We start from the raw sequence: 22,405 nt of genomic DNA on the forward strand, positions 1-22,405 counted from the left end.
AAAGGATTGGTGTGCGTCGCAGGGCAATTTTCGGACCGCGATCGGACGAGGCCCTCAGCCCGGTAACGCTGGGTAGAGTTCGGCGCCCTGGAGTCACCGGAATCGGGTGTAGCGCCTGGACCGACCGGGAATGTCGTCTCCCGCCCGAGGAGTGTCCTTGTTCCGTCAGCTGCAGCGTGCATCGCCCCTCAAGAAGGTGCGCCGTTACGCGGCGGCCTGGAAGCAGTACCAGCCATTCATGGGCGGCGGCCGGAGTCGGCTGGGCCTTCTTACCGGGGTCTCCGTCGTCGCCGGCATGATCGAGGCGGCCCTCCTGGCCCTGGTCGCCGCGATCGCGCATGCGCTCTCCCAGGGGTCGTCCCACGTCCACACGACGATCGCCAGCATCACGATCAACGCGGCGATGCCCGTGCTGTTCACCGTGGGCATCGTCCTGGCTCTCGTGCGCGGACTCGTCCAGCTCTGGATCGCCTACCTTCCCGCGAAGGCCAGTGCCGAGGTGATGGTGGACCTGCGCCGGACGCTCTTCGAGAAGTTCATCGGCACGTCCTGGGCGGTGCAGGCCTCCGAGCGGGACGGGCACTTTCAGGCGCTCATCACCGAGCACGTCATGCACGCCTCCCAGACCATCGCCGCGCTCGCCCAGGGCCTCACGGCCGGCCTGATGTTCTTCACGCTGCTCGCGTCGGCGGTGGCGCTGAGCGTGGTGACCGCCCTGATCGTGCTCGCCGCGTCGGCTGCGCTGTTCCTGGTCCTCGGCCCGCTCGTGCGCCGGCTGCGACGCCAGGCCCGCACGCTCGGGCGGGAGAGCATCGAGCACGCGAAGGGAGTGGACGAGGTCGTCCTCATGGCCGAGGAGATCCAGGTCTTCGGCGCATCGCCCGAATACCGGCAGACCGTGAACGAGCTCAACGGCGAGGTCTACCGGCCGATGATGGTGACCCGTTTCCTCACCCGGGCGGTGCCCGGCATGTACCAGAGCCTGGCGTACCTGCTGCTGATCCTCGCCCTGGCCGCCGTCTACCTATCCGGCGCCCACACCGTCGCCGCACTGGGCGCCGTCGTCCTCATCCTCGTCCGGTCGCTGGCCTACGGCCAGCAGATCCAGCACTCCCTGCGGCGGATCGACGAGCTGGTGCCGTTCATGAACAGCCTCCGCAAGGCGCTGGAGAACTACGGATCCCATCCCCGGCAGGACGGCGACCAGCCGCTGTCCCGGATCGCGACCCTGGGGATGCGGGACGTGCACTACGCGTACGTGCCGGAGGAGGAGGTGCTCCGCGGCATCTCGTTCGAGGCGCGCGGCGGCGAGGCGATCGGCATCGTCGGGCCCTCGGGAGCCGGCAAGTCGACGCTGGTGCAGATCCTGCTCCGGCTCAGGCAGCCCACGAGCGGAACGCTCGAGGTGAACGGCGACGACGCCCGGGCGTTCCGGCGCAGCGACTGGCAGCAGCGGGTGTCCTACGTACCGCAGTCCCCGCAGCTCATCTGGGGCACCGTCGCCGAGAACATCCGCTTCTACCGTCCTGAGCTGAACGAGGAGCAGGTGGAGCGGGCGGCCCGGCTGGCCCACATCCACGACGAGATCATGTCGTGGCCGCAGGGGTACCAGACCGTGATCGGGCAGCGGGCGTCGGCCATCTCCGGGGGCCAGCGGCAACGGCTCTGCCTGGCCAGGGCGCTGGCCGGCTCGCCCGACGTGCTCATCCTGGACGAGCCGACCAGTGCTCTCGACGTCCGGTCGGAGCTCGCGGTGCAGGAGTCGCTGGAGGAGATCAAGGACGACGTGCTGCTGTTCCTGGTGGCGCACCGGCTGTCGACCCTGTCGATCTGCGATCGCGTCATCGTCGTGGTCGAGGGGCGGCTGCAGGCGATGGACCAGCCGGCGGCCCTGCTGGAGAGCAACGACTTCTATCGTGAGGTCACCGAGATCACCCAGCGGCAGGCCGTGACGCAGGACGCGGTGCAGTAGACGCCAGCGAGCCCGATCCCGCCGGTCGACCGACGCCGGCCGCCCGGTTCGATCGCGACCAGGCAGGACGGCGGCGTACTTCCCCGTCGGGGCGGTCACGTGGACAGTCGGTTTCGTTCCTGTCACCCGCCGTGAGTGGGGGACGAGAAGGTCTCAGGAAACCGCGAGGAATCCCGCAGGAAACTCTGGTGTCACCCGTTCGGGTCACCTACCGTTCCGCAGCAACTCGGGGCCCGCGGCGGTCTCGGCCGTTCGACGGGAGACAGCGATGCGGACGAACGAGAACCCGCGGATAGGTCATGACCTCGCCCTGCGCCGTCCCTCCCGCTCGATACGGCTGCTCGCCGTCGTGGGAACGGCACTGGCGCTCGTAGCCGGGACGGTGGCTGCCTCGCCTCCGGCCAAGGCCGCCGTCGGGGTGCCGATCGACTACGTCGACCACACCTACACCTCGACCGCGTCCCCGACCGCGGACAAGCCGCAGAGCAAGTTGTGGTTCCTCGACGGCTCCTGGTGGGCCCTGATGGTGGGCGCCGGCACGAGCACGACCTACATCCACGAGCTCATGCCGGACCACACGTGGCGCAACACCGGTGTCGTGGTCGACAGCCGGCCCAACAGCACCGGCGACGCCCTGTGGAGCAGCCGCGACAGCAAGCTCTACGTCGCCAGCCGGGTGCTCACCGGCGCCAACCTGCAGGTGGGCACCTTCACCTACAACGCAGCGAGCCGCACCTGGGCGGGGACGACGCAGCCCATCGCCAGCGGCGGGGGATCGGAGTCGGCGACGATCGACCAGGACTCCCTCGGCCGGCTCTGGGTCACCTACACCCGGGGCTCCCGACTGTACGTCGCGCACTCCGACACCAGCCGCGCCACCTGGGGGACGCCGTTCCAGCCGCCCGGCGTGGACACGCTGATCGGCTCCGACGACATCTCCGCGCTCATCGCCTTCGGCGCGGGCATCGACACGAGCATCGGGGTGCTGTACTCCGACCAGCAGTCCGGCGGGTTCCACTTCGCCATCCACAAGGACGCCGACCCGGACACCGTGTGGCGCGTCGAGGACAAGCTCACGCTCCCCGGCGTTCCGGACGGCTACGTGGCCGACGACCACATCAACCTCAAGCAGCTCGTCGGCGATTCGCAGGGGCGGATCTTCGCCGCCATCAAGACGTCGGCCAACAACTCGCCGAATTCGACCCCCACGGATCCGCTGAACGGCGTGCTGGTCCGGTATGCGGACGGCACGTGGGACTTCGCGGTGACCGGCACGGTGCAGTACGACATGACCCGGGCGCTCATCATGATCGATGCGACCAATCAGCAGCTGTACTGGTTCGCCACGGGGTCCACCAACGGCGGCAACATCTGGTACAAGAAGGCGCCGCTGTCGAACATCAAGGCCTTCGAGAGCCAGCCGGGTCAGGGCACCGCGTTCATCGACGTCGCACCGGCGGTCAACAATGCCTCGGGGTCCAAGGACCCGGTGACGGGCGCAACCGGCCTGGTGGTCATCGCCAGCGGACAGACCGTGCAGCAGTACTTCCACGGTGAGATGGCTCTCTCGCCCGGCGGGATGTTCGATCAGCAGCCCGCCGATCCCGCGCCGACGGTGATCTCGACGGTCCCGACCAATGGTGCGACCAACGTCGCGGTCGGGTCCCCGGTGACGGCGACGTTCAGCGAGGACGTCCAGGGGGTGAGCAACTCGACCTTCACGCTCAAGGACAGCAGCGGCGCATCCGTGACCGGAACATCGGTCTCGTACGACCCGCCCTCCCGGACCGGGACCCTGACCCGGACGGGGGGCCTTGCCGCCAACACGACGTACACCGCGACGCTGACGGGGGGCGCGGCAGCCATCCGTGACAGCGCGAACCAGCCGTTGCAGAACTACAGCTGGAGCTTCACGACGGCGTCGGCCTCCGGTGGTGACGTCACAGCGCCGACGGTGAGCGGCCGGACCCCGGCGGTCAACGCCACCGGGGTGGCGGTGGGGGCAAACACCAGCGCGACCTTCAGCGAGGCGGTACAGGGTGTCGACACGAGCACCTTCCAGCTGACGAACCCGGCCGGGCAGGTCATCACGGCCACCGTCACCAACGTGGCGGGCACCAACCGGTGGGTGCTCAACCCGACCGCCAACCTGGTCGCCGGGACGCGCTACACGGCCACGCTGATCGGCGGAACCACGGCGATCCGGGACCTGGCGAACAATGCGCTGGTCGGCACCAGTGCACGACCGTTGACTTGGTCGTTCACCACCGCGGGCACCGCTCCCGGCCCTGACACGACGGCGCCGACGGTGACCGCGCGGGCACCTGCGAACAACGCCACCGGTGTCGCGGTGGGGGTGAACGTCTCCGCCACCTTCAGCGAGGCCGTCACCGGCGTCGGCACGGCGACCTTCCAGCTGACGAACCCGGCCGGGCAGGTCATCACGGCCACCGTCACCAACGTGGCCGGCACCAACCGGTGGGTGCTCAACCCGACCGCCAACCTGGCTCGCAACACCGTGTACACGGCGACCCTGACCGGCGGGGCGACGGCGATCCGGGACGCGGCGGGCAACGCGCTGGTGGGCACGACCGCTCAGCCGCTCACGTGGACCTTCCGGACGGCCGTCTGACCGGCCGGGGAGGGACCTCCGAGGGTGAGCGGACCGGCCCGGGGCGGCGAGTCTTCCCAGCGCTGTCGGACCGTGAGAATCTCCGGGCTCATCCCACCTTCCACAGGAGTTCCGATGCCCCAGGAAGTGCGTCCGTGAGTGGTCTCCGTACGGTCGCCGTAGTACTGGCGGGTGGCACGGGCGAGCGCGTCGGTCTCAACGTCCCGAAGCAGCTCATCCGGGTGGCCGGCAAACCGATCATCGAGCACACGATCGCCGCTTTCCAGGCGTCGGACCTGATCGACGAGATCATCATCATGATGACCCCCGGTCACCTGGACCCCATCCGGGCGGTGCTCCGGTCGGGCGCCTATCCGAAGGTGACCCAGCTCCTCGAGGGCGGGGAGACGCGCAACTCGACCACCAGCCGGGCGCTGGACGCGCTCGGAGCGGAGGAGTGCAACGTCCTGCTGCACGACGCCGTCCGGCCCCTGCTCAGTCAGCAGATCATCACCGACTGCGTCCGTGCCCTGGAGACGTACGAGGCCGTCGACACCGTCATCCCGTCGGCGGACACGATCGTCGAGGTGGACGGTCCCGACGGGCGGGTCATCAAGGACGTGCCACCGCGTGCGGTGCTGCGGCGGGGGCAGACCCCCCAGGGGTTCCGCCTCTCCGTGATCCGGGAGGCGTACCGCCGGGCGGCCGCGGACAGCACGTACTCCAGCGCCACGGACGACTGCACGCTGGTGCTGCGCTACTGCCCGGGCGTGCCGATCGCCGCCGTCCCGGGCGACGAGTGCAACCTCAAGGTCACGCAGCCCATCGACGTCTTCCTGGCCGACCGGCTGTTCCAGCTGCACACGACCGCGTCCCCCCAGCCGCGGTCCGCGGAGGAGCTGCGGGCGGCACTGACCGACCGGTGCATGGTGGTCTTCGGGGGCGCGTACGGCATCGGCGCCGAGATCGCCGAGCTCGCCGCGGCGCACGGAGCCGCGGTGATGTCGTTCAGCCGGTCCACCACGGGCACCCACGTCGAGCGCAAGGAGGACATCGAGCGGGCGTTCAAACAGGCCATGCAGGAGCTCGGCGCGGTCGACTACGTGGTCAACGCGGCCGGCATGCTGCCCACCGGGCCGCTCGCCACCACCAGTGAGGAGACGGTGTACCTGGCCACCGAGGTCAACTACCTCGCCCCGATCAGCATCGCGCAGGTCTTCTACCCGGCGCTCCGCGAGTCGCGAGGCTCGCTGCTGCTGTTCACCTCCAGCTCGCACACGCGCGGGCGCAGCGGATACAGCCTCTACTCCTCGGCCAAGGCGGCCACCGTGAACCTGACCCAGGCGCTGGCCGACGAGTGGGCGCCGGACCGGGTGCGGGTCAACTGCATCAACCCCGAACGCACCGCGACGCCCATGCGGACCCGCGCGTTCGGTGTCGAGGCCCCCGACAGCCTGCTCGACCCGCGCACGGTGGCGCTGGCCTCCATCGGGGTGCTCTCGTCGTCGCTGACCGGGCACGTCGTCGACGTCCGGCAGGGCACGGCGATGGACCTCAGCGGCGCACTCGACAGCTAGCAGCCGAGGAACGTCAGCGGCCCCGGCGAGCGGCCAGTTCCTGCAGCAGCGCATCCGTGAGGACGGTCCGGTCCACCTTCAGCCCGTCGAGCCCCAGTGCCGTTCGCGCAACGGCTCGCGCCTCCGGTCGCCAGTCCTGGCCCGCGCCGACCCGTTCCAGGAAGGACCTCAGAACCGCCGGGTCCGCGGTGATCAGGTCCGCCGCCACGTCGGTCATGTACGGCGGGTTGAGCCCGCGGCCCTCCAGGTACTCCTCGATGTCGGGGCAGTACAGGAGCAGCGGACGGTCGAGGTCGAGGTACTCCACCCACACGCTGGAGTAGTCGCTGATCATCGCCGCGGAGGAGCCGATGAACTGGTAGAGGCTCATCCCGGCCGCGAAGATCTCGTCGGTCCCGAGCACCCGCAGGCCGCTGCGCTCGAAGCGGTCGGCGTCGGACGGATGAGGCTTGACGATGACCTCCACGCCCGCGTCCCGGGCGGTCCTCGCCAGCGTCTCCGCGGCGTCGGAGGACCCGCCCTCGGGGTCTCGGCCCGACAGCGTGGGCGCGTCCTGCCAGCTCCGCCCGGCCGCCGACGTCGACGCCCGGAAGGTCGGCATCCAGAGAACGTACGAACGGGGCCGCAGCCCCAGGCGCTCGAACGCCGACGGGTCCGGCACCGTGTCGCACGCCACCTGCCGTGGATTCCCCGTCCGGACCAGCTTCGTGTCCGGCGAGCCGAGTTCCTGTGTCGCGGCGGCGGCCCAGACCGGTGAGTTGCAGGTCATGAGGGAGGCGACCACCGGTCTGCGCAGGGACGTCGATGCGCGGGTCGCCTTGGGGCCGAAGCCGTGCCACATGTTGACGACCAGCTTGCGGTCGGTGAGGTCGGGCGATCCGTAGAGCCCGTGGGTGAACAGGAGCATCCCGGCCCTGCTGGCCCGCAGCACACCGCGCAGCGACTGCTTGTCGACGATCTCGATCGGCGCCCCGCTGCGGTTCAGCACCCCGAGATACCGCCGGGCGTCCGGCGGGCTCTCGGCCAGGAGCGTCACCTCGAGCGAGCCGGTCTCCGCGAGCAGGATCGCGGCCATCAGGCTGTTCTCCTCGAAGTCGGGATGCCCGCTGACGCAGACCTTGCGCGGTGATGCGGGGGCGAGGCTCAGGAGCCGGTGCAGCGGCTGGACGATCGAGGTCCAGAGCCGGGTGGCCGCGCTGACCGTCACGACTCCTCCTCCCCTTCTGTGCTGACCGCTTCCGGTACCCGCTCGGAACCGCCCCCCGTGACGCAGCGGTACACGTCCTCCAGCCGGGCCAGGTTCACCGAGGGGGAGAAGCGGCGCTCGTAGGAGGCCCGTGCGCGGGGCCGCCGCTCCGAGGTGAGCCGGGGATCCGCGACGAGAGTGGCCAGCGTTTCCGCGAGGGCTGCGGGGTTCCCTACCGGGAAGACCCAGCCGACGTCGTCGGCGACGACGTCGGCGCAGATGTTCTCCAGGTCGGGAACCACCACGGGCGTACCGACCGACAGGCTGCGCAGCGCGACCAGGGGCAGTCCGCCCTCGTACCACTCGGACGGCACGAGCACGGCCTCCGCCCCGGCCATGAGCTCGAACACCTCCGCCTCGGCGACCCAGCCGACGTACTCGATGGACGGGTCGCTGCCGGCGTGCTGCTCGACCAGGGGTCGCATCGGTCCGTCCCCGGCGATCACCAGTCTCATGCCGCGCGGTACCTGCCGCCACGCCTCCAGCAGCGTGGCGACGCCCTTGACGTCGACCAGTCGTCCGGCGAAGACGAGCCGGCGCTCGTCGCTGCGGGGCTCGGCGCGGAAGCCCAGGTCCGGCACGGAGTTGGGCTTGACGACGACGCGGTCCGCGGGGAACCCGTCGCGGATGAGCAGGCGTCGGGAGAAATCGGCGAGGGCCAGGTAGCGGGCGACGTGCCGGTGGAAGGTGCCGACGGCATGGTGCGCCACCAAGCCGAGCGTCAGTGCCGCGCTGCCGCCGACGCTGTCGTGGTAGCAGCGGTGCCGCACTCCGGGCAGCTTCAGGCGTTTGCCGACGCAGTCCTCGCAGATGTGCCCGTCCCGCCAGCACGTTCCCGCCACACAGGAGTACCGATGGCTGTGCAGCGTCGTCACCGCCGGTACGCCCTCCGCCGCGGCGGCACGGAAGACCGCCGGTGACATCAGCGGGAACGGTGTGTGCACGTGCACGACGTCCGGCCGGAAGGATCGAATCCTGGCTCGCACCCCGCGCGCGGCCTCGACGTTCCAGACGGCCTTCGCACCGGCGCGTGCGGCCGAGAGCCCGAGCTGCTCGGTCGGGGCGAGCGTGAACTGGTCGACGTCGTGCCCGGCGGCCCGGAGCAGCTCGGCCTCGTGGGCCAGCACCTCCATCGCTCCGCCCAGGCCGGCGTGGTGGTTGTGCAGCTGGAGGACGCGCATCGGTCCGGTCGTCATGCCGCGGCGAGCCACGCCGGGTGCGGCTCCGGCAGGAGCTTGCGCAGGCGCGCCAGGTCGTCGGCGAACAGGGGCTGGAGCTCGGTGAACGCCTCCTGCGGCGGACCGTCCCGCCGCAGGGTCATCCGCCGGACGCGCTCCCGGAACCGGAACGTGGTGACGTGCTTGACGCCGCTGCGCAGGACCTCGTGCCGGGTCGCCCACCACACCGCATGCTGCAGCCGCTCGAAGCGGGGCTTCCCCGATGCGTTGACCCGGGGGATCTGCTCACCCTCTCCCGGGACCGGCGGAACGCCGAGGAACCTCAGCACCGCGGACACGGTGCCGACGAAGTCGCGTTCGAGGTCGTCGTAGAACCAGACCCCGAGGTGTCCGGGTGCCAGGGCGGCCTGCATGGCGGCGATCGCGTCGCTGTACAGGCTCATCCCGGTGTAGTGCCACAGGTGGTGCCAGTTCTCGGCCCGCCGGCGTGGCTCGTCGGCGACGGCGGTGAGGAAGTCCTCGAGCGGCTCGAACCCGCGGGCACGCAGGTACTGGTGGCTCGAGTAGGCGCGGGCGACCGGTTCCCGCAGCAGCACGACCATGCGCAGGTCGGGGTTGACGGCGAGGGCCTCCGGCAACGCCCGCTCGTGGTAGTACAGCGTGGAGACCGACGCGTCGCCCAGGACCCGATGGTCGGACGCGGTCGGGTAGAGGTCGAGGTAGGCCTGCCGGTCGGTCACCGACACGCGGTTGATGGTCTGGGCGTCCCCCGGGCCCTGGAAGTCCGGCGTCCGGCCGTGCAGGGCGAAGTAGTGCGGTTCCTTCGGCGCAGTGACGAAGACATCGGGGTGGGACCGCAGGCCCTCGACCAGGCCGGTCGTTCCCGACCGGGCGGCTCCGGCGATCAGGAACGTGGGTACCGTGCGGTCGCTCATGCGATGGTCTCCCTCTCGCGGGCTCGTCCGTGCGCGCGGATGGCCCCGCGGTAGGCATCCTCCAGGCGGGTCGCGACGCGGTCGGTGCGGAACTCGTGCTCCGCACGCATGCGTCCGGAGACGGCCTCCGTCCGACGCAGTGCCGGGTCGGCGAGCCGCGTGGCCGCCTCGTCGAGCAGCGCCTCCATGTCACCGACCGGCACGACCGCTCCGGCCGCACCGAGGGGGCCCTCCACGACGGCCTCCCGGACCCCGTTGACGGCCGTGGCGACGACGGGCACGCCGCAGGCCATCGCCTCGGCCACGACCAGTCCGACCGTCTCGTAGCGGGAGGGCAGCACCAGCAGGTCGCTGGCCCACAGCCACGGGCGGACGTCGTCCTGCCGGCCGACCGCCAGCACGGTGTTCCCCCACTGGGACGGCGCGAGCTGTCGCAGCGGTGCCGGATCGCCGGGGCCGAGGAGCACGAGCACGGTGTCGGTCGGGGGCCGGCGCTCCCAGACGCGGAGCAGCAGGTCCTGACCCTTCTGCCGGGCCAGCCGTCCCATGCAGACGACGACGTTCTTGCCGGTCAGCCCGAGACGCCGCCGGGCCTCGGTGCGCGCATCGTCCGGCACGGGGCGGAACGCGTCCAGGTCGACGGCCACGCCCAGCACCCGGGCGGGGGTCTCGACGCCGGCGGCGCGCCCCTCCCGGACCTCGTCGGAGCAGTTGGCCACCAGGACGTCGGTCCTCCGCGACGACCACCGCTCCCAGGCGCGCATCGCGCCGGCCGCGGAGCGGAGGCCGAAGACATCGAAGGACCAGGCGTGTGGCTGGTACACGATCGGCAGGTCCATCCCGAACAGCACCCGTCCGGGCAACCGGCCGAGGACACCGGCCCCGAACGAGTGCAGGTGGACGACATCGGGCGCGTGCTCCAGTACGGCTCGTCGCAGCGCCAGGAGGGCCGGGCCGGCCGACGTGGGCCGACTCCGCCGCGGTGCCCACGTCGTCCGCTCCGCCCCCGCTACCTCCGCCATGCCGGGCGGCACCAGGAGGCGGACCGCATGGCCGCGGGCCACCTGCTCCCCGGCGAACTGGCGTACCAGCGTCTCGACGCCACCGCCGTAGGTCTCGCTGACGTGCAGGATGCGGAGGCTCTCCCGCTCCACGGTTGCGGTCACAGCGCAGCCCGGGACTTCGGGGCGGCACACGGGCACCCGCTGCGAGTGAGTCGATCCATGTCACCCCCCGTGATGCGCGCCGGCCGATCGTGCACGCTGGTTCCTCCGGACAGGCGATCACCGTAACCATGCGGACGGTCTCGTGGCGGTACTCGCGACGCCAGTCCGGGCACCCGCTCAGATCGCCGCTCGCGGCGTACGGCGCAGCGCGACGCGCACGCGTGTCGGTCACCGTCAGTGGCGGAGTCAACCCTCGGCTGGAGGCCTGGTCGGCGGCGTGACCCGTCCGTCGGTCCAGGCCAGCAACTCGTCGGCGGTGCGGGTGTTGATGACCCGCTCGACCGGCACCCCGGTCTCGATCGCGCGCTCGCATCCGTTGCTCTGCCAGTCCAGCTGGCCGGGCGCGTGCGCGTCGGTGTCGATGGCGAACTCGCAGCCGAGGTCGACGGCCAGCGAGAGCAGCCGCTTCGGCGGGTCCAGCCGCTCCGGCCGGGAGTTGATCTCCACCGCCGTCCCGAACTCGACGCACGCGCCGAACACGGCCTCGGCGTCGAACTGGCTCTCCGGCCGCGGCCTCTGCGTGCCGTCTCGCTGGCGGCGGCCGATCACCAGCCGGCCCGTGCAGTGCCCGAGGACGTCGGTGTGCGGATTGGCGACCGCGGTGAGCATGCGGGCGGTCATGGCCTTCGAGTCGGCGCGCAGGTCGGAGTGCACGCTCGCGACGACGACGTCGAGCCGGCCGAGCAACTCGTCGGTCTGGTCGAGGCTGCCGTCGACGTTGATGTCGCACTCGATGCCGGTGAGGATCCGGAACGGCGCGAGCTCCTCGTTCAGCGCCGCGACGACGTCGAGCTGCTTCTCCAGCCGCTCCGGCGACAGACCGTTGGCCACGGTCAGCCGGGGGGAGTGGTCGGTGAGCGCCATGTACTCGTGCCCGATCGCCATGGCCGCCTCGGCCATCTCGCGGATCGGGCTGCCGCCGTCGGACCAGTCCGAGTGCAGGTGCAGGTCACCGCGCAGGGCGGCCCGGAACTCGGCGACGTCGTCGGCCATCGGCACGAGCTCGGCGTGCGCCTGCTCGAGCGTGGCCAGGTACTCCGGGACCTGGCCCTTGTGCGCCTCGACGACGACGGCGGCCGTCTTCGGCCCGACGCCCTTGAGGTCCTTGAGGGTGTTGGTGGCGATCTTCAGGTCCAGCTGTTCGGCGGTCAGGCCGTCGACCACCGCCGCGGCCGTGCGGAACGCCTGCACCCGGTACGTGGGCTCGCGGGCGCGCTCCAGGAGGAAGGCGATCCTCCGGAGCGCGGCCGCGGGCGGGAGCGGTGACGTCAGCTCTTGACCTTCTTCGCGGCCTTCTTCTGGGCCTTGGCGGCACGCTTCTGGGCCTTCTCGAAGCTCTTCTCGGTGTTGGCCGCGGCCTTGCTCGCGGCCCGGCGAGCCCGGTAGCCGACCGACGGCTTGCCCTCCGTGTCGACCGCGGCGAGCAGCAGCCCGCCGAGCAGGCCGGCGTTCTTCAGGAAGTTCGACAGCTGCCCGAACCGCTCGGTGGGATCGGTGTGCTCCCAGAACCGGTGCCCCGCCAGCGTCGTGGGCACGATCGAGGCCGACAGCGCGAGCGCGGTGAGCCGGGGCAGCCGGCCGAGCCCGAACAGCGCACCCGCGACCACCTTGACGGCGGCGTCGGCCTTGACCCACTGCTCGACGTCCCTGGGCACCTCGACCGGCAGCTGCTTGTCGGCCGTCGCGGCGATCTTCTCGACCACGGGACGGGCGCCGGGGACGCGATCCTGCGGTTTGCGCAACGTGCTGATGCCGCCGTAGACGAACGGGGCTGCCAGGAGTGGCCGGGCGATCCGGCGGACCAACATGGTGTCCTCTTTCCCTCTGTACCGCGGTGGACGTCGGGACGTGCCCTGCCCGGAAGATCGTTCCGGTAATCCCTGCAGCCGACCGTAGCGACCTGCACGGACATCCGCCCGGCCGACGGCCGCGCTGCCCGGCGTCAGCGCTGCCCGGCGTCCGCGGCCGCGTTACGCCGTCGCCGGGGCGGGCACCGGTCGCCGGGGGCTGCCCCGCCGCCGTCCGATCAGCTGGGCCGGCCGCTCCACCGCGAACCAGCTGGCCGCGGCGAGCGGCACGGTCGCGGCGATGCTCAGCGCGATGTAGGGGACGACGCCCCACGCCGTCGCTCCCGCGAGGACCAGCAGCTGCTGTACCGGGAACGCGTAGATGTAGACGCCGTAGGAGATGTCGTTGACCCGGCCGACGCGGGCGAGCGGCACGACCGCGCCGAGCCAGAGCATCAGGTAGGCCAGCGGGAGCGCGGCGAGCACTAGGGGACCGCCCAGCGCGAGGACGGCGACCAGCCAGCCTGTCGCACCGGCGGCGACCCTCCCGTCGAGCGGGATCCGCTCGCGGAGCACGTACAGCGTGGCACCGGCGAAGAAGTAGGGCGCCAGGCCGACGAAGAGGCCCGCGGAGCCGCCGACGCCGGTCGACGTCGCCAGACCGGTGGTGACGAACCAGCACGTCACGACGAACGGGGCGAGGCCGCGGCGACCGACGACGGTGACCGCGACGCCGACGACCAGGTAGCAGAGGGCCTCGAAGAACAGCGTCCAGAGCGAGCCGTTCCACGCGCCCGGGTACGGCACGTGCGACGGCGTGGCCCCGACGTCGTACTCCCGCATCAGCAGCCCGGCATTGACCACGACGTGCCGGACGGCTGCGCCCAGCCGCCAGTCACCCGCGCCGAGCGCCGCGCCGACGGGTGCGACGACGAACGCCACCGCCAGCAGCGAGACCAGGAAGCCGGGATAGATCCGCAGGAACCTCCGGCGCAGATAGCCGGTGAGCCCGGTGCGCAGGCGGCTCTGCGTGATGAGCCAGCCCGAGATGGCGAAGAACCCGGCGACCGCGAGCTGGCCGAGCGCCGCCCGCCCCACCTGCGGCTCGTTCCCGAAGCCGCCGATCGGCCAAGCGTGGGACACGATGACCAGCGTCGCCAGCAGCAGCCGGATGGCGTTGAGGCTGTTGACCCGAGTGGGGAAGTCGCGCAGCGTCGCCGTGGCCACTCGACTGCCCCCTCTGCTGTCGCGGTCGGTCGCAGGCACTGTGCGGGCCGGAAACCGCCACGACAAGGAGCTGCGGGGGGTCTGCAGCCCAGAAGGATGATGCCTGCACCCGTCCGGTGTCAGTCGGTGCGGCAGCAGTAGACGGTGAGCTGAGCGCGCTTGCCGAACCGGAACTCGGTCGCCTTCTCGCCCATCTCGCCGTCGTAGGCGATCTGCCGGAGGCCGGAGCGGGAGACGACGGTGACCTGCTCGGCCTCGAAGTGGCCGTAGCTGCGGGTGTGCTCGCTGACCCCGAGCAGCGTGGCCAGCACCGCGCGGGTGCGCCCGAACCGGAGATCGGCCCGCAGGTACTGCACGTCGAGCCGGCCGTCCTCGAGACTCGGGCGCCAGGCGGGGGACAGGCCGCGCGGGGTGTAGCGGCAGTTGCCGATGAAGATGATCCACACCGTCAGGGGCCGCCCGTTCACGACCAGGTCCACCGGCGACTGGCGGCGCAGCACCTGGGCCGCGGCGACGGTCAGCGCCAGCCACTTGCCCATCCGGGCGGAGAGGTGGTCGCGGCGGCGCACCATCTCCGGGTACGCGCCGATGCTGGAGGTGTTGAGGAACGGCGTCCCGTTGACCTCGGCGACGTCGACGCGCACGGCCTGCCCCGCGACGACGGCGTCCGCCGTGTCCTGCGGGGTCTCCAGGCCCACGTCCCGGGCGAAGTGGTTCAGCGTGCCGGCCGCGATCACGGCCAGCGGCAGCCCGTGCTCGAGGGCGACCGCCGCCGCGGCCGCGACGCTGCCGTCTCCACCGGCCACCCCGAGCGCCTTCGCCCGGCCGGACCGGGCGGCCTCGCCGAGCAGTTCCTCGACGCCGACCCCCTCGCTCATCTCCAGCACCTCGGCGCGCGGGAGGAGGCGGGCGATGTCGGCCGCGGGGTCGTAGTCGTCGGGGCCCGACCGCGGGTTGACGGCCACGACCAGGCCCTCGCCCTCGGGCAGCGCGGGCGCCTCGTGCGCCGTCCGCACCCGGGCCGGGTCCTTGGGGCGCACGCGCCACCAGTGCTGGGTGGCCGCCGCGACCGCGCCGCCGACGGCGAGCCCGGCGACGACGTCCCCCGGGTAGTGGACGCCGACGTGCACCCGCGAGTACCCGACGCCCAGCGCCACCGGCGCGAGCGCGGCGCCCGCCAGCGGGCTCTCCATGGCCACGCCGGTGACGAACGCCGCCGCCGAGCTGGAGTGGCCGCTCGGGAACGACAGGCTGCCCGGTTCGCGGCGCAGCCGGCGGTGTGACTGCAGGTTCTCCAGGTCGGGGCGCACCCGGCCGGCGAGCCGCTTGAGGACGACGTTGACGATCCCGCTGGACAGCGCCAGCGAGCCCAGCCCGCGGATCGCGCCCCGCCGCGTCGGCCCCTTGCGCAGGCTCAGCAGGACGCCGAGGACCAGCCAGATGCGGCCGTGATTGGCGGCGGTGGAGAGGCGGCGCAGCCAGCGGTCGGCGGGTGACTGGGGGAGGCGGCTGATGAACCCGTGCAGGCGGGCATCCCAGAGCCGGGGTGAGGACACATCCGGACGCTAGTCGCCCGAGCCCGATGTTGATCAGCGTCCCTGATCATTAGGGGTCCTACCCCACCGTCGACCGCGGGGGAGGACCCGATTCGATCAGGGACCCTGATCATCAGGGGCGGTGCGGGTCAGGTCTTCTGGCGGGCGCGGTACGCGGCGACGGTCGAGCGGCTGGCACACGTGTTGGAGCAGTACCGGCGGCTGGCGTTGCGCGAGGTGTCGATGTAGACGTTGTCGCAGCCCTCGGCCGAGCAGACGCCCAGCCGCTGCCAGCCGTGCTCGATCACCACCTGCGACAGCCCCATCGCGACCGTCGTCGTCAGCTGCTCGAGCAGCGGGGCGTCGGGCCGTGCGTAGTGCAGGTGCAGCTCGCCGTCGTGGTCGGTCGCGTAGGGACGAGGGTGCGCCCGGGCGAGCAGTTGGTTGAGGCCCCGGATGACGTCGTCCTGGGTCTCGGCGACGGCGACAGCGCGGATCAGCTCGGCGGTGGTGGCCGCCTTGTGCGTCTCGCCGGGGGAGAGCTCGAAGGACGTGCCGGGCGTGAACCAGTCGGCGTGGGAGGTCACGAAGGCCCGCGCCCACTCCCCATCGGTGCGGTCGGCGTTCGCGAGCTCGATGGCCAGCTCTATCGCGGTCGACCCGTAGGTGTCGTAATCCACAACACTCCCTACCGTCGGGTGATGCGTCCGGGACTATGTAGGGGGTTAACTGTCGTTGACCCCCTACAGATTCCCTTCCTCAGCAAGTGAAACGAGTTCAGTCGTGCGTGCGTACCTCACCGTCTGGCGGCTTCCCTCCGCCCCGGTGCTCCTCCTGGCCGGCTTCGCCGGTCGGCTCCCCTCCGCCATGGTTCCGCTGGCGCTGCTGCTCATGGTGCAGCAGCAGACCGGTTCCTACGCGGTCGCCGGGCTGGCCTCAGCCGTTCTGGGGATCGCCTCCGCGGTGATGGCACCCGTGCTCGGCCGGCTCGCCGACCGGCGCGGCCCGCGCCCCGTCCTGTTCGGCCAGGCCGCTCTCTACCCCGTGCTGCTCGCGCTGCTCGTCGCCGTCGTCCTCGGGGGTGCGCCGACGTGGGCCGTCGTGGCCGCGTCCGGCGCCGCCGGCATGGCGACGCCGCTGGTGTCGGGCACCGTGCGAGCGCTGTGGTCGCGGGTCGACGTCCGGGTGCGCGGCACCGCCTACGCCCTCGACGCGACGGCCACCGAGCTCGTCTTCGTCGTCGGCCCGACGCTCGTGGCGCTGCTGGCCGTGCTGGTGAACCCGGCGCTGGCCGTGGGATTGGCCGGAGCGCTGGCGGTGACCGGCGCGCTCGGCATCGCGATGTCGGCGCCGACGCGCGCCTACGTGCCCGTCGTCGGCCACCGGGGCGGGCTGTTCTCCACCGTCCGGGCGCCCGGCATGCCGCGGCTGCTCGTCAGCGGCTCCGCACTGATGCTCGGCTTCGGCGCGCTCGAGGTGGCGATCCCGGCCTTCGCCGACGGCATCGGGTCGCCGGGCCTGTCCGGCGTGCTGCTCGCGCTGTGGGCGCTCGGCTCCACCGCAGGCGGCCTGTGGTTCGGCGCGCGGGTGATCAGCACGTCGCTGCCCCGGCAGTACCGCCTGCTCCTGCTCGGCGTGACGATCGGCCTCGCCCCGCTGGCCTGGATCTCCAGCCCGTGGGCGCTCGGCGTGCTGCTGTTCCTCGGCGGGACGGCGATCGCGCCGACCCTCACCGTGCAGAGCACGCTGGTCGGCTCGATGGCGCCGCTGCACGCGACCACCGAGGCCTTCACCTGGCTGTCGACGACGACCGTGGGCGCCTCCGCTGTAGGGGCGGCCGTCGGTGGCGCGCTGATCGAGGGCCCCCTCGGGGTCAGCGGCAGCCTGTCGCTCGCGGCGCTGGGTGCGGCAGGTGCCGTCGTCCTCACGCTCGTGCCGGGACGCCGTCCGTTCGTGCCGTCGGCGGACCGCCGCCAGCCGGTCGCGGTCTGAGCCGCACCTCCCGGCCTGGGTCGCCCCCGGGCTGGGAGGGCGCTCGGCGCCGCTGGTAGTCTCTCTCCTCGGTGGTTACGAGGTGACTCGGACCCCGGGAGGCTTCGCCTAGTCCGGTCTATGGCGCCGCACTGCTAATGCGGTTTGGGTTAATCCCCATCCCGGGTTCAAATCCCGGAGCCTCCGCGCACGACAACTGAACACAGGCACCCGTAGCTCAACGGATAGAGCATCTGACTACGGATCAGAAGGTTAGGGGTTCGAATCCCTTCGGGTGCACGTCTGGTTGAGACACCGATCTGCCGCGCCGCCCCGACGGGGGAGGCGCGGCAGATTCGTCTCCGGACCGGACGAGAACGGCGTCACGAGGACGCCGCAGCCCCCTCGTGCACGACCACGACGGGGCACGCGGCGTGCGCGATGACGTGCTGGCTGACCGAGCCGAGCAGCATCCCGGTGAAGCCGCCGTGGCCGCGGGAACCCACGACCAGCAGGTCCGCGCCGGCGGCCGCGTCGATCAGGGCCTGCGCCGGATGCTCCCGCACCACGTGCCGCTGGACCGCGGGGGCGTCGTCCGGGGCCAACGCCTCCGTGATCGACTGCTCGAGCCCGGCCGCGCAGTCCTGCGACCAGTCGACCTCCTCGGCGATGACCGGGCTCCACGCGGAGACCGTCGGCGGGGTCCAGGCGGCGATCGCGTGCACCTCCGCGCCGGTGAGCCGGGCCTGCTGCACCGCCCACCGCAGCGCCCGTGCCGACGACGGGGAGCCGTCCACGCCGACGACGATCCGTCCGGGCCCCGCGCCGGTCGTTGCGTCGCTGCTCATCAGTTCATCAGCCCTTCGTGATTCGAGGTCCCGCTCGGCACGGCGCCCGCCACTCGTGCCGCGGACGGTGTCGTGGGGTCAGTTGACGCCCATCGTGGCCGCGAAACCGGTCAGCAGCAGGTTCAGCCCGTACTCGAACTCCGCCTCGTCGTCCTGGTCGGCCAGCGCCGGCGCCACCCGGGCGAGATTCGGCATGTGCCGGTCGGTCTGCGGCTCGGACAGGGAGTCGGTGCGGGGACGCGCGGCCGGGTGCCCGCCGAAGTAGTGACCGAGCTCGACGTCGAACGTGCCCATCGAGTAGGCGGCCAGCGCGCGGTAGCACCGGGCCGTGCTCCGGTCGTCGAAACCGGCCGTGCGCAAGGTGCGGACGCCGGCCTCCACGAAGGCGAGCGCGTCCAGGGTGCGCGGCGGATAGCGGTTCATCAGCGGTGCGACGTTCGGGTGCCGCAGCCCCACCCGCCGGACCGATCGCATGATCCCGGTGAGCTCCTCCTGCCACCCCTGATTCCCCTCCGGCAGCTCGATCTCGGCGAGCACCAGCTGGGTGAGGGCCTCGAGGACGGCGTCCCGGTCGGGGAAGTACGTGTAGAGCGACATCGGAGCGACGCCGACGGACTGGGCGAGCTTGCGCATGCTCAGCCCCTCGACCCCCTCGGCGTCCACCAGCTCCAGGGCTGCCTCGGCGATCCGGCGCTCCGTCGTCCCTCGGTTGGGCATGTCCTCGCCCTCCAGTTCCGGGTGTCGTCACGAGGTCGTCGGCGGCCGTCTGTACGGTGTACGGGAAAACCGTACGACGTACGCCGAGTTGACGCATCCGGAACGGGAGCCGTTCCGCCGATCAGGAGTTGAGAGCAGCCATGACGGCCCCCAGCACCACCCCGGACCTCAGCGGGCCGGTGGCCCGGCAGACCCCGGCCGCCGAGACCGTCGACGCGGTCAAGTCCTACGGCACCGGGGAGGCCGAGGTCCGCGCGCTCGACGGCGTCTCGGTCACCTTCGAGCGCGGCCGTTTCACCGCGATCATGGGCCCCTCCGGCTCGGGCAAGTCCACGCTGCTGCACTGCCTGGCCGGTCTGGACACCCTGACGTCGGGTGTCGTGCGGCTGGGCGGGGACGCCCTCGGGGGTCTCTCGGACAAGCGGCTCACGGTGCTCCGCCGGGACCGCATGGGCTTCGTCTTCCAGGCGTTCAACCTGCTGCCGACGCTGACCGCCGAGGAGAACATCACCCTGCCGCTCGACCTGGCGGGAAAGCCGGTAGACCGCGAGTGGTTCGACGTCGTCGTCCGGGCCGTCGGCCTGCAGGACCGGCTCGACCACACGCCCGCCCAGCTCTCCGGCGGCCAGCAGCAGCGCGTCGCCGCCGCCCGTGCGCTGGTCACCCGTCCCGAGATCGTCTTCGCCGACGAGCCCACCGGGGCGCTGGACTCGCGCTCCGGCGCCGACCTGCTCGCCTTCCTGCGCCGGGCCGTGGACGAGTTCGGCCAGACGATCGTCATGGTCACCCACGACGCGAACGCGGCCGCGCACGCCGACCGGGTCGTGTTCCTGGCCGACGGCCGGATCGTCGACGAGCTCGCCGCCCCCACCGTCGAGGCGGTCCTCGACGCCATGAAGCGGCTGGGCAGCTGACGATGCGCCGGGTCATCCTCAAGGGCCTGCTGGCCCGCAAGCTGCGCCTCGTGCTGACGGCGATCTCGATCAGCCTGGGCGTCGCGTTCGTCTCCGGCACCTTCGTCCTCGGCGACACGATGACGGCCACCTTCGACCAGCTCTACGAGGGGCTGACCGAGGGCACCGACGTCACCGTCCGAGGAGAGTCGGCGTTCACCGACACCAGCACGCTGGGCAGCACGAAGCCCTTCGACGCGGACGTGCTCGCGCGCGTGCGGGCTGTCGACGGCGTCGAGTCCGCGGCGGGCGTCGTCACCGGCTATGCGCTGATCCTGGACAAGTCGGGCGAACCGGTGCAGCCGGGCGGCGCCCCCACCCTGGGCGCCAACTTCCCGGACGGCGACGAGGTCGCGGCCGGCCTCACCGGAGGCTTCACCCTGCGCTCCGGGACCGCGCCGAGCGGTCCGGCCGAGGTGGCCGTCGACGCGGCCACGGCCCGGAAGCACGGCTTCGCCCCCGGCGATCCGGTGACGATCCTGTTCGCCGACGGACCCCGCACGTTCACCGTCTCCGGCATCGCCGGCTTCGGCGAGGCGGACAACCTCGCCGGCGCCACCATGGCCGCCTTCGACCTGGCCACCGCGCAGCAGGTCCTGGGCAAGGCCGGGGTCTACGACAGCATCGACATAGCGGCCGCGCCCGGAGTGGGCACCGACCAGCTGCGCGACCGGGTCGCCGCCGTGCTGCCCGACGGCCTGGAGGCGGTGACCTCCGAAGAGGTCGTGGCCGAGGGCAGCGCGGCCGTCGCCGACGCGCTCGGCTTCTTCACCACCGGGCTGCTCGGCTTCGCGGCGATCTCGCTGCTCGTCGGGGCGCTGATCATCTGGAACACCTTCTCGATCCTCGTGGCCCAGCGGACCCGCGAGCTCGCGCTGCTGCGGGCGGTGGGCGCCTCCCGCCGCCAGGTGCGGTTCTCCGTGATCGCCGAGTCGTTCGTCATCGGCCTGGTCGCCGCCGTCCTCGGGCTGGGGCTCGGCGTCGGCGTGGCGGCCGGGCTGCGCGCCGCGCTCGCCGCCGTCGGGATCGAGGTGCCGACGACGACGCTCCAGGTGGAGCCGCGCACCATCGTGGCCGCGCTGTTCGTCGGCGTCGTGGTGACAGTGCTGGCCGCGCTGATCCCGGCCCGGCAGGCCACCAAGGTCGCGCCGGTCGCGGCGATGCGGGCGATCGACGCGCCCGCCAAGCCCGTCGGCCGGGTCCGGATCATCGCGGGCGGGCTGCTGACCCTGCTCGGTGCAGCCGGTCTCGCTGCCGCCATCGCCGCGGAGGGCAGGCTCGCGCTCGCGGGCATCGCGATGCTGCTGACCCTGGCCGGGGTGCTCGCGCTCGCGCCGCTCATCGCCACCGCCGTCACCCGGGTCCTCGGTGCGCCGCTGGCCCGGCTCGGCGGGACGACGGCCGCGCTCGCCCGGCGGAACGCGCTGCGCAGTCCCCGGCGGACGGCGAACACCGCGACCGCCCTGATGATCGGTCTCGCGCTGGTGTCGACGGTCACCGTCGTCGCGTCGTCGATGAAGGCGTCCGTGGCCGACGTGATCGCCGACAGCAGCCGCGCGGACTTCATCCTCAAGGCCGCCGGGCAGGCGTCGCCGGGGCTCCCGCCGCAGCTGGCGAAGGAGATCCGCGGCGTCGAGGGCGTCGGCACCGTGAGCGAGATGCGGTTCGGCGCCGCGCAGGTCGACGGCGCCGGCGCCTTCGTCGCCGGCATCGACCCGGCCACCATCGAGACCGCCGCGAACCTGAAGGTCGAGTCCGGAGCCGTCGCCGACCTGCACGCCGGGTCGGTCGTCGTCTCCGACGCAGTGGCCAAGGCGCGGGGTCTGTCGGTCGGGGACCCGGTCGACATCGTGTTCGCCCAGACAGGAGCGCAGCGGTTCACCGTGGCCGGCGTCTACGGCAACACCGCGCTGATCGGGGGCGACTACGTCGTCGACCTCCCCACGCTCACCGCCAACACCGGATCGGCGCTGGACGTGGCCGTGATGGTCGTCGCCGCCGAGGGCGCCGATCTCGCCGACGTGCGGGCCGGGATCGAGGCCGTCACGGCCGACTACCCGATGGCCCAGCTCGACGACGCGGAGTCCTTCACCGAGGCGCAGGCAGCGACCATCGACCAGCTCCTGGCCATCGTCACGATGCTGCTGGCGCTCGCGGTGATCATCGCGCTGCTCGGGATCGTCAACACGCTGGCGCTCTCGGTGTTCGAGCGCACCCGTGAGCTCGGCCTGCTCCGCGCGGTCGGCATGACCCGCCGGCAGGTGCGGGCGGTCGTCCGTTGGGAGGCGGTGATCGTGGCCGTCCTCGGGGCGTTGCTGGGCGCCGTCCTCGGGCTGGCGTTCGGGGCGGCCCTGACCCGCGGGCTGGCGGGGGAGGGGCTCAGCATCCTCGAGATCCCCGGCGGGCGGCTGGGTCTCTACGTGCTGTTCGCGGCGCTGGCCGGCGTGCTGGCCGCGATCGCTCCGGCGCGGCGTGCGGCGAAGGTCGACGTCCTCCAGGCGGTGGCCGCCACCTGAGCCGGACGACGGCGCGCAGGCCCGCCTGCGCGCCGTCGGAAGCTGTGGGGGCGGGAGGCCGGGCCTGACGGTCTGGCCGCGTTGGTCGGTCTACCCAGCAGTGGGT

General features: G+C 72.1%; 17 protein-coding genes and 2 tRNA genes. 8 read left to right on the forward strand and 11 right to left on the reverse strand.

What is annotated here, in order from left to right:
- Positions 1–157: 157 nt before the first annotated feature.
- The 3 genes from AC2H4J_RS01005 (at position 158) to AC2H4J_RS01015 (ending at position 6,160) form a co-directional block, all read left to right on the forward strand.
- Complete coding sequence (locus AC2H4J_RS01005) at positions 158–1,972, forward strand: ABC transporter ATP-binding protein (protein WP_487462961.1); 1,815 nt, start codon at positions 158–160, stop codon at positions 1,970–1,972.
- Between the two features lie 268 nt (positions 1,973–2,240).
- On the forward strand, positions 2,241–4,604 hold the full coding sequence (locus AC2H4J_RS01010) for an Ig-like domain-containing protein (protein WP_487462962.1): 2,364 nt from the start codon (positions 2,241–2,243) through the stop codon (positions 4,602–4,604).
- Between the two features lie 134 nt (positions 4,605–4,738).
- Positions 4,739–6,160 carry an SDR family NAD(P)-dependent oxidoreductase gene (locus AC2H4J_RS01015; RefSeq protein ID WP_487462963.1) on the forward strand — a complete coding sequence of 474 codons (1,422 nt, stop codon included), beginning with the start codon at positions 4,739–4,741 and terminating at the stop codon, positions 6,158–6,160.
- 13 nt (positions 6,161–6,173) lie between these two features.
- Here the strand turns inward: AC2H4J_RS01015 and AC2H4J_RS01020 are convergent, their stop codons facing one another.
- From AC2H4J_RS01020 to AC2H4J_RS01060, 9 genes are all read right to left on the reverse strand, one after another.
- A complete protein-coding gene (locus AC2H4J_RS01020) occupies positions 6,174–7,367 on the reverse strand; it encodes a CDP-glycerol glycerophosphotransferase family protein (protein WP_487462964.1) in 1,194 nt (397 codons plus the stop codon).
- Positions 7,364–8,602 carry a glycosyltransferase family 4 protein gene (locus AC2H4J_RS01025; RefSeq protein ID WP_487462965.1) on the reverse strand — a complete coding sequence of 413 codons (1,239 nt, stop codon included), beginning with the start codon at positions 8,600–8,602 and terminating at the stop codon, positions 7,364–7,366. The genes AC2H4J_RS01020 and AC2H4J_RS01025 overlap by 4 nt, the downstream gene beginning before the upstream one ends.
- Complete coding sequence (locus AC2H4J_RS01030) at positions 8,599–9,519, reverse strand: sulfotransferase (RefSeq protein WP_487462966.1); 921 nt, start codon at positions 9,517–9,519, stop codon at positions 8,599–8,601. Before AC2H4J_RS01030 ends, AC2H4J_RS01025 begins: the two co-directional genes overlap by 4 nt.
- Entirely contained in the window at positions 9,516–10,685 is a 1,170-nt protein-coding gene (locus AC2H4J_RS01035) for a glycosyltransferase (protein WP_487462967.1), read from the reverse strand. Before AC2H4J_RS01035 ends, AC2H4J_RS01030 begins: the two co-directional genes overlap by 4 nt.
- A 246-nt stretch (positions 10,686–10,931) precedes the next feature.
- Positions 10,932–12,017 (reverse strand): PHP domain-containing protein, encoded by a 1,086-nt coding sequence (locus AC2H4J_RS01040; protein WP_487463688.1) that lies wholly within the window; start codon positions 12,015–12,017, stop codon positions 10,932–10,934.
- Positions 12,014–12,553, reverse strand: coding sequence for a DoxX family protein (locus AC2H4J_RS01045; RefSeq protein ID WP_487462968.1), 540 nt, complete (start codon positions 12,551–12,553; stop codon positions 12,014–12,016). The genes AC2H4J_RS01040 and AC2H4J_RS01045 overlap by 4 nt, the downstream gene beginning before the upstream one ends.
- A gap of 162 nt (positions 12,554–12,715) precedes the next feature.
- The gene (locus AC2H4J_RS01050; protein ID WP_487462969.1) at positions 12,716–13,759 is read right to left on the reverse strand and encodes an acyltransferase family protein; all 1,044 of its coding nucleotides are present in this window, start codon (positions 13,757–13,759) and stop codon (positions 12,716–12,718) included.
- Positions 13,760–13,878: 119 nt separating this feature from the next.
- On the reverse strand, positions 13,879–15,315 hold the full coding sequence (locus AC2H4J_RS01055; protein ID WP_487462970.1) for a bifunctional phosphatase PAP2/diacylglycerol kinase family protein: 1,437 nt from the start codon (positions 15,313–15,315) through the stop codon (positions 13,879–13,881).
- 128 nt (positions 15,316–15,443) lie between these two features.
- A complete protein-coding gene (locus AC2H4J_RS01060) occupies positions 15,444–15,974 on the reverse strand; it encodes a CGNR zinc finger domain-containing protein (protein WP_487462971.1) in 531 nt (176 codons plus the stop codon).
- 103 nt (positions 15,975–16,077) lie between these two features.
- Here AC2H4J_RS01060 and AC2H4J_RS01065 point away from each other — a divergent pair, with 103 nt between their 5' ends.
- From AC2H4J_RS01065 to AC2H4J_RS01075, 3 genes are all read left to right on the forward strand, one after another.
- Positions 16,078–17,286: an MFS transporter gene (locus tag AC2H4J_RS01065; protein ID WP_487462972.1), complete on the forward strand. Its 1,209-nt coding sequence runs from the start codon at positions 16,078–16,080 to the stop codon at positions 17,284–17,286.
- A 97-nt stretch (positions 17,287–17,383) separates the two neighbouring features.
- Positions 17,384–17,472 (forward strand) — tRNA-Ser (locus AC2H4J_RS01070).
- A 20-nt stretch (positions 17,473–17,492) separates the two neighbouring features.
- Positions 17,493–17,565 (forward strand) — tRNA-Arg (locus AC2H4J_RS01075).
- Positions 17,566–17,648: 83 nt separating this feature from the next.
- On the opposite strand, the gene AC2H4J_RS01080 is transcribed toward AC2H4J_RS01075, so the two are convergent.
- Both AC2H4J_RS01080 and AC2H4J_RS01085 read right to left on the reverse strand, forming a co-directional pair.
- A complete protein-coding gene (locus AC2H4J_RS01080; protein WP_487462973.1) occupies positions 17,649–18,113 on the reverse strand; it encodes a universal stress protein in 465 nt (154 codons plus the stop codon).
- Between the two features lie 78 nt (positions 18,114–18,191).
- Positions 18,192–18,830, reverse strand: coding sequence for a TetR/AcrR family transcriptional regulator C-terminal domain-containing protein (locus tag AC2H4J_RS01085; RefSeq protein WP_487462974.1), 639 nt, complete (start codon positions 18,828–18,830; stop codon positions 18,192–18,194).
- Between the two features lie 140 nt (positions 18,831–18,970).
- Here AC2H4J_RS01085 and AC2H4J_RS01090 point away from each other — a divergent pair, with 140 nt between their 5' ends.
- Positions 18,971–19,744: an ABC transporter ATP-binding protein gene (locus AC2H4J_RS01090; RefSeq protein WP_487462975.1), complete on the forward strand. Its 774-nt coding sequence runs from the start codon at positions 18,971–18,973 to the stop codon at positions 19,742–19,744.
- A 2-nt stretch (positions 19,745–19,746) separates the two neighbouring features.
- On the forward strand, positions 19,747–22,299 hold the full coding sequence (locus AC2H4J_RS01095) for an ABC transporter permease (RefSeq protein ID WP_487462976.1): 2,553 nt from the start codon (positions 19,747–19,749) through the stop codon (positions 22,297–22,299).
- The last annotated feature ends 106 nt before the right edge of the window (positions 22,300–22,405 follow it).

Source organism: Blastococcus sp. OS1-29 (genome assembly GCF_057628075.1).